Origin of the sequence: Caballeronia sp. LZ032 (assembly GCF_031451315.1) — a bacterium.
In the GTDB taxonomy this organism is placed as follows: Bacteria; Pseudomonadota; Gammaproteobacteria; order Burkholderiales; family Burkholderiaceae; genus Caballeronia.
In genome coordinates, this window is the sequence record NZ_JARUXP010000003.1 from 13228 (window position 1) to 30806 (window position 17579).

General features: G+C 58.7%; 13 protein-coding genes. 4 read left to right on the forward strand and 9 right to left on the reverse strand.

Annotated features, from left to right (window positions below; all coding sequences use genetic code 11):
* The 7 genes from QCE69_RS21455 to QCE69_RS21485 form a co-directional block, all read right to left on the reverse strand.
* A partial coding sequence (locus tag QCE69_RS21455; protein WP_309932867.1) for a carbamoyltransferase C-terminal domain-containing protein occupies positions 1 to 2819 on the reverse strand: 2819 nt, incomplete at its 3' end.
* Positions 2816 to 3661 carry a DUF692 family multinuclear iron-containing protein gene (locus QCE69_RS21460; protein ID WP_309932870.1) on the reverse strand — a complete coding sequence of 282 codons (846 nt, stop codon included), beginning with the start codon at positions 3659 to 3661 and terminating at the stop codon, positions 2816 to 2818. The genes QCE69_RS21455 and QCE69_RS21460, both read right to left, overlap by 4 nt.
* Positions 3658 to 4245: a hypothetical protein gene (locus QCE69_RS21465; RefSeq protein ID WP_309932871.1), complete on the reverse strand. Its 588-nt coding sequence runs from the start codon at positions 4243 to 4245 to the stop codon at positions 3658 to 3660. The genes QCE69_RS21460 and QCE69_RS21465 overlap by 4 nt, the downstream gene beginning before the upstream one ends.
* A gap of 2 nt (positions 4246 to 4247) precedes the next feature.
* Positions 4248 to 4514, reverse strand: a complete 267-nt coding sequence (locus tag QCE69_RS21470) for a MoaD/ThiS family protein (RefSeq protein WP_309932873.1) — start codon at positions 4512 to 4514, stop codon at positions 4248 to 4250.
* Positions 4514 to 5143, reverse strand: a complete 630-nt coding sequence (locus QCE69_RS21475; protein WP_309932875.1) for a DUF6445 family protein — start codon at positions 5141 to 5143, stop codon at positions 4514 to 4516. The genes QCE69_RS21470 and QCE69_RS21475 overlap by 1 nt, the downstream gene beginning before the upstream one ends.
* Positions 5140 to 6300, reverse strand: a complete 1161-nt coding sequence (locus tag QCE69_RS21480; protein WP_309932877.1) for a ThiF family adenylyltransferase — start codon at positions 6298 to 6300, stop codon at positions 5140 to 5142. Before QCE69_RS21480 ends, QCE69_RS21475 begins: the two co-directional genes overlap by 4 nt.
* Positions 6301 to 6441: 141 nt before the next feature.
* Complete coding sequence (locus QCE69_RS21485) at positions 6442 to 6567, reverse strand: hypothetical protein (RefSeq protein ID WP_309932878.1); 126 nt, start codon at positions 6565 to 6567, stop codon at positions 6442 to 6444.
* 3307 nt (positions 6568 to 9874) lie between these two features.
* On the opposite strand from QCE69_RS21485, the gene QCE69_RS21490 reads away from it, so the two are divergent.
* From QCE69_RS21490 to rpoD, 4 genes are all read left to right on the forward strand, one after another.
* On the forward strand, positions 9875 to 11053 hold the full coding sequence (locus tag QCE69_RS21490; RefSeq protein ID WP_309925244.1) for an AAA family ATPase: 1179 nt from the start codon (positions 9875 to 9877) through the stop codon (positions 11051 to 11053).
* Positions 11054 to 12028 carry a ParB/RepB/Spo0J family partition protein gene (locus QCE69_RS21495; protein ID WP_309922948.1) on the forward strand — a complete coding sequence of 325 codons (975 nt, stop codon included), beginning with the start codon at positions 11054 to 11056 and terminating at the stop codon, positions 12026 to 12028.
* A gap of 301 nt (positions 12029 to 12329) precedes the next feature.
* Complete coding sequence (locus QCE69_RS21500; RefSeq protein ID WP_309932879.1) at positions 12330 to 13655, forward strand: replication protein O; 1326 nt, start codon at positions 12330 to 12332, stop codon at positions 13653 to 13655.
* A gap of 311 nt (positions 13656 to 13966) precedes the next feature.
* Positions 13967 to 15970, forward strand: a complete 2004-nt coding sequence (rpoD, locus tag QCE69_RS21505) for an RNA polymerase sigma factor RpoD (RefSeq protein ID WP_309922952.1) — start codon at positions 13967 to 13969, stop codon at positions 15968 to 15970.
* Between the two features lie 97 nt (positions 15971 to 16067).
* Here the strand turns inward: rpoD and QCE69_RS21510 are convergent, their stop codons facing one another.
* Both QCE69_RS21510 and QCE69_RS21515 read right to left on the reverse strand, forming a co-directional pair.
* Positions 16068 to 16415: a hypothetical protein gene (locus QCE69_RS21510; protein ID WP_309932880.1), complete on the reverse strand. Its 348-nt coding sequence runs from the start codon at positions 16413 to 16415 to the stop codon at positions 16068 to 16070.
* 252 nt (positions 16416 to 16667) lie between these two features.
* On the reverse strand, positions 16668 to 17372 hold the full coding sequence (locus QCE69_RS21515; RefSeq protein ID WP_309932881.1) for a glutathione S-transferase N-terminal domain-containing protein: 705 nt from the start codon (positions 17370 to 17372) through the stop codon (positions 16668 to 16670).
* Positions 17373 to 17579 lie beyond the last annotated feature (207 nt).

The window sequence follows — 17579 nt, forward strand, 5'->3', positions numbered from 1 at the left end:
GCGGCGGACAATTCGAAGCGCGTGCCGGGCGAGAGCACAAGCCGATCCATCATGGATAGCGGCTCTGGCCAGTCCGCCACTTCGACCAGCAGATCGCCGAAAAGCACGCCGGATAACTGTGTGCTCAACAACATCTCCAACGCGTGCCTAGGCTGTTCAATCAGGGGTTGGCCGCGCACGTTGAACGAGGTATTCAGCAGAATCGGGAAGCCGGTGACGTCGGCGAACGCTGTCAGCAATGCGTGGATGTCGGGGTTATCGTCGGAGCAGACGGTCTGCACACGCGCGCTGCCATCGACGTGGGTGATGCCCGCAAGCGACGAACGAAAGGGCTCGTGCACGTTGACGATCTCGAGCATGTGCGGATAGTGGCCCTTGGCATCGAAGTAATCTGACAGCGCTTCGGCCGCCACCATAGGGGCGAATGGGCGGAATTCCTCACGATACTTCACCCACTTGTTGATGAGGTTCCAGACCGCGCGTTTGCGTGGATCCGCCAGGATTGATCGGGCACCGAGCGCGCGTGGCCCGAACTCGCTGCCCTTGTTCAGCGAGAAGTATCCGAACACTGCGCCGTTCGCGATGCGTTCAGCGATGTCCGCCGGCGTCACGCGCTGGACGTCGAGGCGCTCGGCGAAATGGTTGATGGCGATTGCGACGTCCCGCTCCGTGTAGCGATAGCCGAGGAAATCGTCACGGAACAGCCTGTTTGACAGATGGCCGGACAGCCGCTGCACGGCCGCCGCCGCAGCGCCGATAGCCACCCCGGCGTCGTGCTGTGCGGGAAGCAGGTAGAGCGACCGTGGGCGTAGGGCCGCGTGGATGCGCTGGTTTGCCACTGAATTCAATGCGATGCCGCCCGTAAAGACGACGTTGGAATTCCCGCCGACATGCCGTTCGAACCTGTCGAGGAGGGCGGCTTCGAGATCCGACTGCACGCGCGCAGCGAGATCGGCGTACTGCATGACACCCGATCCCGCCGGCGTCGGACAGACCGACGTTTTCCACTGATAGCCGAAGTTCAGTTCGCCGGTGGTGTCACGTCGCAGGAAGGATCCGTATGTCCCGGTACTGCCGTAAGGCGCGAGTCCCATCAGTTTCCCGGACGCTTGCCACGAATTGAACACAAACTGGCTGACCGCTGCATAGGTCTCGCCCAAGGACTCGCTGCCACTGCGGACATTGAACGATCGAGCGTATTCGCGATGCCGGAGGCGATATCCGCCGGCTGCGATGTCATAGACCGAAAAGGTGTGCAGTTTCAACGGATCGTCGCCCTTGTCGCGATCCAGATAGTCGCGCAACTGCGTGCCGTCCAGTACCAAGTCGTCGGCTCCGACCGTCACGCCGCCCGAGCCATCGGCAACGACCACCGTTGCCGCATCGACGCCGCTGCCACTGTAGCCGGCGAGTGCATGACACAGGTGATGACTGACAAACAGAGATTGATGCCCGAACGGATCGAACAGCGTGAAATCGCGGCTCGCGAGCGGCTGGCTCAATCCGACATAGCCCGGTGTCAGTGCCTGCACGTTGAAAGCAAACAGATCGACGTCGCCGGCTGCGAATCCGGACATATCGAGGCAATACCGGATCGCCGCCTCGTTATTCAGCGACGATTGCCCGTCGTGCTTGACGCGTGTGATCCGCTCAAGCTGAATTCCTGCGACGAGCTTCCCGTTCAAAGCAAGCACGGCAGATGCGTCATGGCTGGCGGAGACGCCCACCACAACCGTATCGCCTGGGGCCTTGACCGGCACGATGACATCGGAGATCACCTCGGTCTGCGCGCCCATCGAGACGAGCGAGCCTGTCTCGATGAAGCCGTTGATCCGCAGCGTGATATCCCGTTGTGCGCCCACGGGCAGATCGTCGAGTTGCAGCAACAACCGATGATCGTCCGATCGGGCGACCCACTCGTCACCGATACGCGCCTCGATCGTGACAGGAAACCGGTGCTGTTCGCCTAAGGACTCGGCACGCGTTACATGCACGACGATTGCGATACGGCATAGCGCCTCTTCCCCTCTGCGCAGACGCAGCGTCACGGAGCGCTCGCGTCCACGACCGGTGGCGATTGGTATCGAGCTTATCGACTGACGTACACCCTCTATCCGGTCCAGCAGATACGTTCCGGAATGCGGACTGGACAGGAGCAAGAGGGCTGCATGCAGCATCGACGGGTTGCTGTTGCCCTCGAGTTTCTCGTAGAACAATGCGGCGATGCCAGCAACGAAAGTCACTGCCGGTGAGGTTCCGCGAACACCGACGATCTTTCCATCGGTGTCGAGAGCGGGAAACAATCTGTCGCTGATCAGCAAAGCCGGCTTCAGCAACGATCCGAGACCTGCTCCGACAAGGGAGCCATCGCCGCGCAACAGGCCGACCGTCAGCGCGGCACTGGATGTAGCGGGAAATCTCACTCGGTACGTGTCGTGTCCTGGCGAACACAGCATCAGGCGCTGCGACGCGCGCGCAATGTCCCGTTCGTGGCGAGCCGTCGCGCAGCTGGCAGGCGCCGAATAGGCATGCACTTCGATATGAACGGGACCGAACGCTTCCTCGATACGGGCTCGGACCGTTTCATAGCCGTGCTCAAAGCAATCTTGTGCACTCACGGAGAGCCATTCGCTTTCACTGGCGAAGCCGCCCAACGTTGCGTCGGCGACGAAACCCGTAATCCGGCGGACATGCTCGCCAGCGTCGGCGACTTGCCCGAGACGACGTATTTCGCCGCGCACGGCTTGGTCGAAGACGGCAATGCGGCAGCCCGAACCCTTGATCGACAGATGGCGGCACGGAAACGGATGGTCGATCATGAGCCATGTCCCGCAAGAATGCCCGGCGTAAAGCCATGGCGACCGGCAACCCGTCGGAGCCGTTTGATTTCCTGATCGACGAGCTCAGGCGAGATCCCTAGCCCGATCTCATAGGTGATCGCCTGAAGATGACGGCATCCGACGATTGCAGCGTCCAGAATGGCCACGACTTCGTCAAGAATCGGTTCAACGTGCGTATCGCGGTAACGCCAACTGTGCTGCGGATGGACGCTTCCGCCGGCCACATGGATCTCGACCACACTGTCGAGCGGGAAGGCAGCGAGGAGTTCAAGCGGCTCGCGATCGCAATAGATCGCGTAGGAGAAGACGTGACTGACATCGAGCACCATGCCGCAACCGGTTCGCTCGATGAGGCCGCGAAAAAATGCGTCCAGACTCATGTCTCCGGCGACGAAGCTGCATGACGGCAGCTCTGCGAGGAATGGGACGGTGCTTTGTCGCTGTATTGTCAATACGCCGTCTATGGTCTGCTCGAGCACGTCCTGGCACAGCACAGGTGACGCAAAGTAAGGAATATCGTACGGTCCGATATTCCAGATGCCGATGTCCTCAAGACACCATTTCCCGCCCAGTTGCGTGGTGATCGCGGTTTGCCGGCGCAGCACGTCCATATTGATTCCGCCGATTCCGGCCGGCGCGACGCCGGTAAAATGATGCAGGACCGGTAGCGACGTCATGGACTTGAAGGACCGCACATCGTCGTCAGTCACAAGACCGACGATAGACACGTGGGACAGGTGGTCGGACAAGGAATCGAATAGCTCGACCAACGGCGTTCCGTAGCTGTAGCGGTGCTGGAAATCGAGACCCAAACCGATCATTCGCATATCGATACGCTATGAAATTTCACCTGGATCCGATGCGGGCTTCTTCGGATCACGCAATCGACCTCGCGCAACTCGGGTTCGTAACCGGATGAGTCGGCAAACATCTTCCGGAACGACAGCGCAAACGGCGAACGGAAACGCTCAACGACCTCGTCTTCTTCGCGCCATTTCACGTGTGCCGACCATGGCGTGTTTGCGCCAACGGATGCAGACAACCCGGAGTGCACGCCTTCAATCCTGGCAAGAACCTTGATAGCTGCGGGTGCCGGCGTGCGTTCAACCAGAAAGAGGCTGAAGTCTTCAATCAGCGTCCGCCCGCGATGCATCCAGAAACATTCGGATTCCGTATAGCGTTCGACGTACGGAAGCAGTCGTGTCTTATCGAGTACGCGTGGTAGCAAGCGCATGTCGTCATGCAGCACGGTTCTCAGGTTTCTAGTGCGAGCCGCCCGTTCGATGGCTGCGCGTTCTTCCGAGTGATGCCTGGCGACAAAGACCTCCTCCTCCAACCCGGTTGGCTCCGGCAAGCCGCTGTATATCGCGCGCAAATAGAGTTGTTGAATCGTCCTTGCGTCCACAATCAACCTCCGGCAATCGCGGTCGCGAATACGACGGTATCGCCGTCGGATAACGCGTGGTGAACGTCGAATCGCTGCTCGTCGTTCACGAACAGGGCAACGTAGGGCTTCGGCCGAATCCAGGAATCTGTTTCGCGGAAAATTGCGGCGAATGCATGAGGGTCGAGCTCCTGGATCTGCCGGAACAATTGCTGACAGTCGCGCGCTTCCAGCGTGAGCGTTCCGCTATTCGACAGGGTGCGCGGCAATGCCACTGTGATCTGAGCCATTACAGGTAGATCTCGAAATGTTGAGTCAGACGTCCGCTGGCCGGATTGCCACCGAAGATTCCGGTCGAGGCATGAAAACAATGGGCCATCAGCACGATCAGCCGGTTGAATCGCATAGGCAATTCGCCGATCTGCAGCCAGTTCGACCAGTCGGCACAATACCGCCGTACGAGATCGGGAAACCCTGGATCATTGACGGCGATGTTGAAGTGCTTGCTCAACGCGTTAGCCCACTGGCGGTTCATCGCGGTCTGTCCACTCAGACGGCATTTGTAAAAACCAATGCCGCCGGAACAATGTTGATCTTGTGACAGGTAGACGATTGCCGAGTAACGTTGCGCATCCTGATGAACGGCGTCGGGGCGTGACGTTGCATGCTGCTCGAGCGCAAGACGAAACTTTCCCTGTTTGAAATCCTTTCCGGCGATCGAAGTCTCCTGAGTTCCCATCCCCAATTCGCCGATGATGTCTTGCCGAACCGGCTCCCAATCCATCGCGTCGGACCATGCTTCGCCGCCCGGATACATCGCGCCGTTTTTCGGGCGAAAGTCGAGACGCAATGCGAGCGCGCGAATGGCGTTCAGATCTTCATAGAAGTTGTCGACGATCAGAGTCGATCGGGCTCTCATCTTGACTCCCGTCCGAATTGCGGAGAGGTTGACATCGGGAAACATGTTTCGCGATGCATGGCGCACATGCAGCCGTCGCGTTTGCGCAGCTTGCGCCGGCTGAATCCGTCATCGAGACCGTGATAGACGGTGGCCGAAGCGTTGTCGATCTCGAGCCCCAAAATGAGCTTGATCACCACCGTCGCTTGCAGCACGCCGATCAAACCGGGTACCACGCCGAGCACGCCTGCTTCGGAACAGGATGGCGCCACCTCCGGGGGAGGAGGCTCGGGAAACAGGCATCGATAGCACGGGCCGTTTCGGTAATTCAGCAACGCGACCTGGCCTTCGAATTGAAAAACTGATCCGTGGACGACGGGTAGACCCAACTCCAGCGCGGTGTCGTTGATCAAGTAGCGCGCGGAGAAGTTGTCGGTACAGTCGACCACGACATCGAAATCAGACAGGATGCGGTGCGCGCTCGACTCATCAAGCTTGACGCGGAATTCGCTCACCTTTACCTGTGGATTCATTTCAAGGAGCCTATTCCGGGAAGCGCTTGCCTTGAACTCGCCTACGTCAGCGGTGCGATAGATAATTTGCCGATGCAGATTGCCAAGGTCGGCCGAGTCATGATCGACGACGCCGATGTGCCCCACGCCAGCGGCTGCGAGATACATCAGGGACGGCGCTCCCAAACCGCCTGCGCCGATCACGACGACTCTCGCTTCCCTCAGCTTCGCCTGCCCTTGCGGGCCGACTTGTGGAAGGATGATCTGTCGGCCATAGCGCTTGCGCTCCTCAGAGCTGAGCAGTGATCGTTTCTCGACCGGATAGCCGGCGGCTTTCCACGCCGCCAACCCGCCGGTTATGGACATGACATTGACGTAGCCCAATGCGCTGAGCGAAGCGCCGGCGACTAAAGACCGCGTACCGCTTGCGCAATACAGCACGATGGGCATGTCGAACTGCGGAATTCTCTCGGTGATTGCTGATTCGAGGAAACTGCGCCCTGGAGTATGCGCGTCCCGAATCTGACCTTGTTCGATTTCACTTTCTTCGCGGACATCAAAAAAGGGCGTTAGCTTGTCGAGCAGAAATTTTGCTTCCTCGACTTGAACCTCTTTTACGAGCGCACGCGCCTGCTTTAAATATTCATCGAATATTTTTGAAGACATTGCACTTCCTGATGACCGTTTCGACCAATCTTGTAGATCAGAGACCTTGAATCTGGCTGAATCCAATGCACCGACGGATTTGAAGGAGCAGGCGCGCTCGAAATCGACCGCGCCCGCCTTCAGCCGGTCATGTCACCCAGCTTATTCCTGCCACTCCTTGTTCGAAACGACGTGGCTAAGCGCCAACGTCAGTTCGTCGTCCGTTACCTGCTCCACGTCAATCTGTCTAACATCATTTTCAAGCACTGCCTGATTTTGTTCGTTCATGATCATTTATCGAGATAGAAGGGTTGAGGGTATTGTCACCGCAAAATCAGTTCACATATTTCGTGATGACGTCTTGAGAATAGCACTCGATTTTTGACGAGACAATGCGCGAACCCGTCTGCTGGTTGCGATTTTTCCTATTTTTCGATGGCCTAGATTTTTCTTAGGAATTTCGTATCTTTTTGGTATTGGTCTTTATGAATTCGCCACGTCGCGATTTATCGGGGTATGGCATATTTCGCGATTAACAAGGAATGAGATTATTCTGAGATTGCTGCTTCACAGGAGTAAGTGAAGGGCTACTTGCGGTTTGGCACTCACCCCGAATCGATGGCTTCGTTCACCAGCGGCGCTTGCAGTGAGCCAATCACCACACGACTCCGTGCTGAGCTTGCGGCAGCGGATATAACGGAATCGCCGCGCATCGGGCGAGCCAGTTCCCGCGCGTGGCCTGATCAGCACTGTGTTGGATGCTTGCATCAAATTCCGTCGCGTGAACGTGTGACAGGCGCACGGCCGAAAGTTGAAATGGCAGGGAACGTCCTCGTAAGGGTAAGAGTTTTCGACATGTTGTCGCGCTCCGTTCCCCCGCCATCGCACTCGCGTCAAACGCAATACATGAGCTAGTCAACGCGCGCGTCTCGCTCGTGCACGCAGGGGTCATCGATCTGCAAGGGTGGTATGGCATCAGTGTCAACCGCGGCGCCTGGGCTGCGTCGTCCCTGTCGGACCCGCCACAATTTCGGAAAAGCGGAATCCGGATGCTGTGCAGCACCGGAAAGGTATCGGACCATAGGGACATCGATTCACAGGGTCAACTGAGTGCCCTATTGGCGCCATCGAATTCGAGGACTTCGTACGGGCAGGCGATGTCGGGCTGCCACGCGTTGCTGATCTTCTGTGCACCAAGCGCTCGTTCCGCAACGGCAAACCGTGGCCCGCAAAAGTCTTGACGCAAAGGCCGACGATCGCTCGCCAAGGTGTTTTTGTTCGAACGGATATCGGTGCGCCGGCATATATGTCTGCCGGCACTTGCGCAAAAAGACACACATTCAGGCGCAGCCGTTTCGCGCGTGGTATGCGGCTGACTATCCTTGACGCCCTTCCCTTCGATTGATCGTGCTGTGTCGAATAGCGCTGAAGCAGTGGAGCAACGGCGTCATTTTCACTTCGGGCGACGGAAGCCTCTACGGTAGCGCTGCGTCCGTACGCGTGGTTGTGCAAGTACAGAAATCGTGCCGGGTAGTCGCGGATGCGGTTCGTCATCGTAAGGGGTGACGCGAAATGCGAACAGGCGGTCCGCTTCATGAACAGGCAGCCGGATTTCGCGGCCTGTCGCCCGCAGTGAAGTGCTCTTATCGACCCAAAGCGACGTCGCCTGATTGCAGCTCGCAAACACGACCGTGCGTCTTGCTCCCGCTCACTAATATAGGTAACGAGCCAGTGCCCGATGTCAGCCCGTTTCACAAGAATCAAGCGACGGTCGAAGCCTGGAGCTTTAAAGGATCGCTCTCATCGCGTCGCCAGACGGCTATGGTCGTAACGCTCATTTCGCGATGAATCGCTACTCGAGTTCGACCAGCGCCTCGACAGAGTCGCGCGCGATCAGAAGCGCAGACAGGATTTCGCTGTCGGGCGAACTGCCCCTGTCGCCTGACGATGCAACCGTTTGAGTCCGGGCTGACTCGATGTCTCGAAATCGTCGAACTCGCGCGGTTTCATCAAGCTCGCCCGGTTGCACGGCACGACCCAGACAGCGCTCGCGAGTGTCCAGCTCACGTCTGATGACCGTTTAGGAATATACAACCGCGGCCGTCACTGAGAGACGGCGAGCGTTCGCAATGAGTAAAGAACTGTGGATCCCACTCCGAGTCGTGACCAGAACTGCCTTGCAGGTTGACCGAACAAGGTCATGCGACGCTCCGCATTTCGAACCGTACGCGCTCGAGCGGTATGTTCCATGTGGACTCGCATCGTTTTGCGGCTTCTGTAATGGCAATGAACGCATCGCGTGCCCTGTGCAAGCGACCCCACCATCTCAGAACGAGCGCGCGAAAGCGAAGCTTGAGCTCTGGCTACTAAGGCGAGCTTTGATGTGAGTTTGCCAATACTACGAAAACCGTATCTTTCAATACACCCAGCCGACAAACCGCAATGCAGCGCGGTTTTTTACCAAATTGATGGCGGATTCCGTCCTCAAAATCGCTCCTCTGCCTCGAGCCTCGTGAAACATCTTTCGTTTTAATTGGAAAAACGTAATCGAGACAATGATTTAGTCAAAATTCAGTTGTCCACTGGATGTTTCACAGTGCCGAAGCTCAAATGGATTACCGCGGCTCGCGGTTCCGATCATCTTCTGTTCGTCGACACAATTCCAACAATTCGCTTCTAACCGCGTAGGTGAAGAGCTTGACAACAAACATCTTTGCACTGATTTGTGCTGCATCGTTCATATACGTTTTTCAGACCACCACGGCCAAAGGCGCGGAAGGCACACTCGATCGGAGACAATGACGCGACGAGGTCAAGTCCACGATACGCAAAACGTTGCGACCGGCTCGCCCTGCTGCCGACGTAAACAGCGGCTTGCGACAGGCAAAATGGGCCGATGCCGGGTCCATACGCTCGGCGTCGGACGTCTCGACAGTCCGAACGGTTCCGAATGGTCGCTCGCTGACGAATTGAAGCGCGGAGCGAGTTGCGCAGGCGGGCGTCGTCGAGACGCTGTGTGACAATCTCGCCCTCGGCGCTCTGCTTGAACCTCTTGAACCGCTTGACTGCACAACCCGTGCGCCGCTGCCCGCTCAGGCTCATGGCCGTCTGCCCATCGCGCCGGGCGGCGTCGGCAATCTGCTCGAGAGTATTTTTTATCGCGGAAGACCGCGTCGGTCGAAGCGCTCGCCCCTGGAAGCGACCGCGCATTGCAGCGCGCAAGCACGCACTTCTTTCGCCACACTTTCTTTCCTGTCCACTCGATCACGGCGTCGACCGGCCAAGATCGGTGGCGGACTGGGCCGTGTGCGACATTCGACCAAGGCGCTTTTTGTCGAAAATGAGGGTCTCCGTCGTTCGAGTGTCTCAAAACACCCTTTCGCTGCGTCTTGATCGACCGATAAACCCTGCCGCCATCGAAATTTTGCGTTTACTCAAGCGACGGACGTTGTAAAAATGTCCGCTGCGGGCGCTCAAGTTCTTCAGAGTTTACTTGAGGTTTACCGGTTCGCCGTTTATTCTTCGGTTTGCAGCTTGTTTTCCACAAACCGAAGAATTACTTGCCTACCCAAGCCCGCCAGTGACTGCGAATTCCATGCTAAGCGCTCGGCTTCCCGAAGTCGATCAATCCGTTTCGATCGAAACGCTCTTGGGAGTGGCCGCCCAAGCCACTGACATCCTCAATCAGATCCGCGATGCAATGTTGGAGCCGTATCCGCGCAAGAGCGCGCCGACATTCACCAGCTCGCAGGTTGCGTCGCTGTGCGGTATCGACAAGCAACGCTTCCAGTACCTGACGACCAAGGGCGACTTGCCCGCGGGTACGTCGAAGGGCGCCGGACGAAGCAAGGAGTTCACGCTCGAGGAAGCCCTCACCTGGATCCGGTCGACGCGGGAACGCGTCCGGCGGCCTGAAGGGAAGCGCGGGCGCATCGTGACGGTGGCAAATTTCAAGGGCGGCGTTGCCAAGACCACGACCGCGGTATCGGCAGCGCAGGCGCTGACGCTGCTCGGGCGCAAGGTGCTGGTCATCGACTGCGATCCGCAGGGGACCACCACACAATTGTGCGGCTGGGCGCCCGACGCCGAAATTTCCGATGACCAGACGCTGCTGCCGCTCATTTATGGCGATCAGCAGACGCTGCACTACGCGGTGCAGGAGACGTATTGGCACAACCTGGATCTGATCCCGGCTTCTTCGTCATTGTTCGACGCCGAGTTCGAGATCCCGGCAAAGGTGCTGAACGACAGCACGTTCGAATTTTGGGAGATCGTGCACAAGGGCCTGATGCCGCTGACCGAGGAGTACGACGCGGTCATCATCGACACGCCGCCTGCGCTCAGTTATCTCACGATCAACGCGCTGCTGGCGTCGGATGCGATCCTGCTGCCCTGCCCGCCCGAAGCCCTCGATTTCGCCAGTTCGACCCAGTTCTGGCATCTCTTCGCGGACATCGCGAAGAAGCTGCCGGGCGTGCTCGAGCAGAAGCGTTTCGACTTCGTCAATGTGATCCTGACCAAGGCAAAGTCGGACGACGTTTCGCGCGTCGTGCGTGGCTGGCTGCAAAAAGCGTATGGCGACCGCGTATTGCCGTTCGAGATCCCCGAGTCGACCGTTCCGAAGGGTGCATCGGCTCAATTGTCCACGGTGTATGACCTGTCGAAACCGGATGGCAGCACGGCTGCCTACAACCGGTTCAAGGAACCGCTCGACAGACTCGCGGAACACCTCGACGCGCAGTTCGTTCGCGCCTGGAATCAGACGGAGGTTTAAATGGGTATCGGGGACAGACTCCTCGCGAAGACCGCAAATATCGGCAGCAAACCGGCGGAGACTTCGCATCAGCAGCGGCCAGTCAGCGCGGAGGCGCGCACGTCGCCCGGCAGATTGATGGACGCGCAGAATCGCATCAATTCGGCGCAGGCGCGAATCAAGGAACTCGAAACTCAACTCGAGGAACGAGCGGCGCTGGAAGTGCCGCTCGACTCGCTTGTGGAGATCGACGGCAGACGGCGCAAGCTGACGGCCGAGCAGTTTCAGGAGCTGAAAAGCAACCTGGCGCAACATGCGCTCGCGACGCCCATTCTGGTGCGGGCCCTGCCTGACGCACGCTACGAGATTGTTGCGGGTCACAATCGGGTCGCCGCTTACCGCGAACTGGGCCGCGCGACGATCCGGGCGAACGTGGCGTCGATTGAAGAAGGTGAGATCGAGTTCGCTGCGTTCTTTTCGAACTTGCTGTCGCCGTCGCTTACCGACTTTGAGAAGTATTGGAACTTCAAACGGCTGCAGGAATTGAGCGGGCTGACGCGCACTGAGATTTCAGAGAGCGCCGGACTGAGCAAGAGTCACGTCACACGGATCTTTTCTTTCGACGCCCTTCCGGATGCAGCCAAGGTGGCGCTCGCCGAGCGGCCTGAACGACTCGGAAGCAATGCTGCTCAGAAACTAGCAGCACTGACAGAAGCGGGCAAAGCGGAAAAGGTAATCGAAGCAGTACGCCGTCTGGTTGACGACGAAGCGTTCACGCAAGACAAAGCCGTGTCGTTCGTGGCTGAAAAACCGCGCGTTGCGACACCTAGCGCGACTGTAGTTCGCACGGGAAGAAGAAAGGTATGTGAGGTGTCGACGCGCAATGGTGTTGTGGGCGTCCGCTTCTTCGAAAAGGATGCGACGGAGGCGGAACAGTGGGGGCAGCGTATCGCGGAATTCATCAACCAGACGCTGCGTGAATCAGAACAAGATTGAGCTCTAGTAGGTTTTCCTTTTAAATCAATCGCTTAGCTGATTCACAAAGATCCAAGGTAGTTGACTCTAGTAGAAACTCCTTAGAAATCAATAGCTTGAAACTTCAGAAACAAGAGGTCGCTATGTAAATAGCACACGCTAGAAAGACAAAAGCCTTCGGCGCCAACCGAAGGCTTTTGAATATTGGGCTTTACTGCAAGTCGCCCGGTCCGCTTCCCGACGCCAATCGGGTCACGAGTACGCACCTCGAAGTTTAGCGGAACGCGATAAGCAGTCAAGCGTTTGTCTTCCATTTTTCGAAATGGACGTTCTTGATATGCGTATCGCGCAACATTCCGTTGCAGGCGAGGTGGATGTTCGCCCGCAGAATTCCGAACTGCCTACCTTGGAGCAAGATCAGCGGGCTCTCGACGAGTACGCGTGCGATCGCTCCAACCTTCCTTGGGTGATTTTTCGTGCAGCACATCGGGCCACGCATACGTCTGCGCTACCGGCTCGTGCGCGTGCGCTGTTCGCCGCCCTCGCTCGCACCGTCGATGCCAGGAAACCCTACGCGGCGATCTTCGCCCGTCGCGAACTGCTGACTGGCCGCGCGATGCAATCCATGCGGACGTTCTATCGCAGTCTCGACGATCTCGAAACAGCTGGTTTCATCACCAGGCCGCCCCAGATGCGCTACGGTTCCGCCGGGCTCTTCGGCAGGGCTTATCTGCACCTGACGTCCAAGGCAGCGACCCTGCTCGGCCTGGTGGAGTCTGATGTCAGCTCCGAATCGACGTCGGCCGAAGCGCGGACGCCGTCTGCCGGCACCGCACCTGAGCTTTCTTTGGCGCGGCCGTGTGCCACGCTGGCAGACGGCGCTATATATAAGGATCTAAACCCTACTCATCAAAAGAGACAACCAGGACGCCTCCCCGCGGACCTTCAACGCCTCCTGCCCCTGGGATTTCGTGAATTTCTGATTTTCAAACTCATGAGCGAGGCGAAGCGCGCCGGGAAGCTGCTCTCGGATGTCGTCGAAGCCAGCTGGCAGCACCTGCGCCGCGCGACGCACCCGATCAGCTACCTGCGCACTCTGCTGCGTGCTCCCGTTGATTTCGCGTATCGGCTGCGCGTTCAGCGCATCGCCGTTGAAGCCGACCGACAGCAGCAGGAGCGCAAGACGCACGTCGAACGCACAGTCGTTCATCTCGCCGGACAGGCCTTCGCCAGTCGCGATGGATTGCGTACGTACCATGTCTCGACCGACGCAACCTCGGTCACGATCCATCATCGTGACGAAGCTCGCCCCCGTGTCCACGCCGGGAATTGGGCCCAGGATTTCGTGGCTGCGATGGAAGCAGGACAGATCGTCGGGATAGACGCGGCTCGTTCACTCGGCGCTCAGCCGCGGACACTGACCACTCCGGAGTCGAAGGCAGCCTCGTCTGGATCGGAGCAACGTATGCGCGAACTCAGACAATTCCTCCGCTTGAAGCAAGCCGGAATCACCCCAACTAGGTCTGCGAGGGCAGTCGAGGCACCCGTTGCATCGCCTGCATTGCCCGAAGTCGCTCGCAAGCCGTTGGGCGAGTTTTTGCGAAAGTTATCCAGTGTCGCAGTACAACTCGATCCAACCCCATTTTGAACGCCCATGGGGTTGACTCCTGCTGATCTATAGCCACTCGCTTGCAAGGTTGTGCCGAGAGACCAGCCGAGCGCCGCCAACAAAAGTTTTCAGAATATGTGCTGCGACGCAGCAGGACCTGCTAAACTCTAAGGTTGCGTCTGAGAGGGCGTTTGAAAAGCGCGGCCGCGCGTGAATGCGGTCTGCGTGTTTTGCTCGATGCGATTTTCAGCAAGCCGTCCGTGGTCGAAGCTGTCATCGAAATCATTGCGAGCCGTTACGCTCGCTACCGGGGATCTGTCGTCGCCGAGCAAACCTGTCGAGGAGAAAGTATGGCAAGTTTTGATCGGGAAGATTCGGAGCTGGACATCGTCGCACCGGCGCGCAAGTCGCCGGGACGGCGGTCGAACAAAGGCAAGGGCCAGGCCGGCACGACGCAGCCCGATGTCGCAATGACCGCAGAGCAGAATGAAGAGCGTCAGCGCCAGATGCGCGCGCTCATCCAGTTGGGCAAGGAACGCGGTTATCTCACGCACGCTGAAATCAGCGACCACCTGCCGGACAACTTCGCTGAAACCGCAGCGATGGAAACCATCGTCAGCACGTTCAATGACATGGGCGTCGCGGTTTACGAGCAGGCTCCGGACGCCGAAACGCTGTTGCTGAACGACACCGCGCCGAGCGTCGTCACTGACGAGCAATCGGACGAAGAAGCGGAAAACGCGCTTTCCACCGTCGATTCCGAATTCGGCCGCACCACCGACCCCGTCCGCATGTACATGCGCGAAATGGGCGCCACCGAGCTGCTCACGCGCGCGGGCGAAATCGCCATCGCGAAGCGCATCGAAGACGGTCTGCATGAAATGATTCAGGCCATCGCCGCCTGTCCGTCGACGGTCGCAAGCATTCTCGCGGACGCGGCCCAGGTCGAAGCCGGTGAGCTGAAGATCGACGACCTCGTCGACGGCCTGAAGGAAGAAGACACGGAAGACGCGGACATGTCCGCATCCGACACCGCCGATTCAGCCGATATCGATACGGATACCGATGAATCCGACGAAGATTCGGATGACGAAGATGATCTCGACGGCGACGATGCCGGCGCATCGAACGAAGCGCGCCTGAAGCAGTTGAAGGCCGATTGCCTCGCCATCTTCGCACGCGTCAGCGAACTCGCCGAACAGGCAAGTCATCCGAAGGGTTCGGGCGTGATCGCGTCGAAGGGTGTGGAAAAGGCGCGTGCCGAAATCCAGCGCGAGCTCGGTTCCATCCGCTTCACGGCCAAGACCATCGACCGCCTCTGTGCCGACGTGCATCAGCAGGTCGCGCAAGTGCGTGAGATCGAACGTCGTGTCCTGGCTATCGCGGTCGACCGTTGCGGCATGCCGCGCGAGAAGTTCGTCGAGTCGTTCCCGGGCCACGAGACCGACCTCGAGTGGACCGCGCGTACGGCGGCGTCGTCGAAGCACTATGGCGCATCGCTCGAGCGCAGCTTGCCGGCCATTCAGGCTGAACAGCAAAAGCTCATCGACATCGAAGGCGTCGTGCAAATGCCGCTCAAGCAACTGAAGCAGATCAACCGTCAGATGACGGCTGCCGAGCTGAAGATGCGTCAGGCCAAGCGCGAGATGATCGAAGCCAACCTGCGTCTCGTGATCTCGATTGCCAAGAAGTACGTCAATCGCGGCATGCAGTTCCTGGATCTGATCCAGGAAGGCAACATCGGTCTGATGAAGGCGGTGGACAAGTTCGAATATCGCCGTGGCTGGAAGTTCTCGACCTACGCAACGTGGTGGGTGCGTCAGGCCGTGACGCGTTCGCTGGCCGATCAGGCGCGCACGATCCGCGTGCCGGTTCACATGATCGAAACGATCAACAAGCTGAACCGCATCTCGCGCGAGATCCTGCAGCAGACCGGTCAGGAAGCGCATCCGTCGGTGCTCGCCGAGCGCATGGAAATGCCGGAAGAAAAGATCCGCGGCATTCTCAAGATCGCGAAGCAGCCGGTGTCGCTCGAAACGCCGGTCGGCGAAGATGCCGATGCAACGCTGGGCGACATGATCGAAGATCAAGGCGCGACGTCGCCGGCCGAGGCCGCAGTGCATGCGAACATGCGCGCTGCCATCGACGACGCGTTGAACGCACTCTCGCCGCGTGAAGCGAAGGTGCTGCGTATGCGTTTCGGTATTGATACGGCGTCGGACTATACGCTCGAAGAACTGGGCAAGCAGTTCGATGTCACGCGCGAGCGTATTCGCCAGATCGAGAGCAAGGCCATGCGCAAGCTCATGCATCCGAGCCGCGCTGACAAGCTGCGTCCTTTCCTGGACCGCTAAGCGCTCGAGCCGCCCGGACTTCGGTTCGGGCAAGCCGAGACTGAACGCGTGCTGCCTTATCGGGCGGCACGCGTTTTTTTATACGCGCGCAAACTCATCAGCCGTGCGCCGAGCCTTTCGCACCGCCCGGCGGCGAGCATGCTTCGAGCGCGACGATCGCCTTGTGCGCCAGAGTCAGCGTCTCTTCACACGCGTGCTGGTCGCGGAACTTCGAACAGCCGCCGCCCGCATCGACCTTGGCCACCGCGTCGCGCAACTTGCCCAGCGCGGATTGCGGAGAGCCGGCGTCCCGGATGATCGAAGCGAGATCGAAGGCGCTGCCGGAATCCGTTTCGACATAGCCCGGACAGGGCGCCTCCGCATGCGCAGCGACACCAATCAATCCGATGGCCGATAGCAGCATGAATCGGCGCAAACGGCGTAGGGGCGAAAACGTAGCATTCATGGAGGTCTCCACGTCGACTTCGGAACAGGATCAACGACTTGCAGCGAGCGAGAAGACTTATCCCCAGAACCGGAGCACAAGGGTGTGGATATCCTGGGCATCCGTCGCGCAAGACGTTGACGCGCAACACTATTCTTGCGACGTTTGAAATTCGCGCAGCTGACGTCTGCCGATTGTGAACCCATTGCCCGAACCGTGTCATCCGATCGAAAAGCGCCGCTTTCGACACAGCCCCGCACGCTCGAAATCCGATTACCCCCGCTTCGGAATGTCGAGACCGCGTATCACGGCCGGCCGCTGCAGGAATGCGTCGAGGGCGCGCTCGACGTTCTTGAACTCGTGAAAGTCAACGAGCTCGCGAGCCTCGTAGAATCCGACCAGATTGCGCACCCACGGGAAGATGGAAATATCGGCGATCGTGTATTCGTCGCCGATGATCCACTCGCGCTCGTCGAGTTGCCGATCGAGCACCGTAAGCAGCCGCTTCGACTCCGCGACATACCGCGCGCGCGGCCGCTTGTCCTCGTATTCCTTGCCAGCAAACTTGTTGAAGAATCCCACCTGCCCGAACATCGGCCCGATGCCGCCCATCTGGAACATCAGCCATTGCAGCGTCTCATAACGCTTCGCGATGTCCTCGGGCATCAGCTGCCCGCTCTTCGCCGCCAGATAAACCAGGATCGCGCCGGATTCGAACAGCGGAAGGGGCGCGCCATTCGGTCCGTTCGGATCGATGATCGCGGGAATCTTGTTGTTCGGATTCAGCGAAACGAATTCCGGCGACATCTGGTCGTTCGCATCGAAACGCACCAGATGGGGTTCGTACGACAGACCGGTTTCCTCGAGCATGATGGAAACCTTGACGCCATTCGGCGTCGGCAGCGAGTAGAGCTGAATGCGCTCCGGATGCTGGGCGGGCCATTTTTGGGTGATCGGGAAGTCGGTGAGCGCGGTCATTGGAAGTCCTCTGAGGGTCGAATCGCAGAATATAACCAAGTCGCCGAATTTCCGTTTCGCACCACTGTCGCGCGCAGGGTCATCAAAACGACATCGCTCCGCGGGAAAATTGAGGGATCTCGAACAGACTGGCTCGGTCGAAACGCAGATTCTGTCCTTACCTCGACTACAAAAACGATTGTAGGATTCACTACACGAGCACGAGGA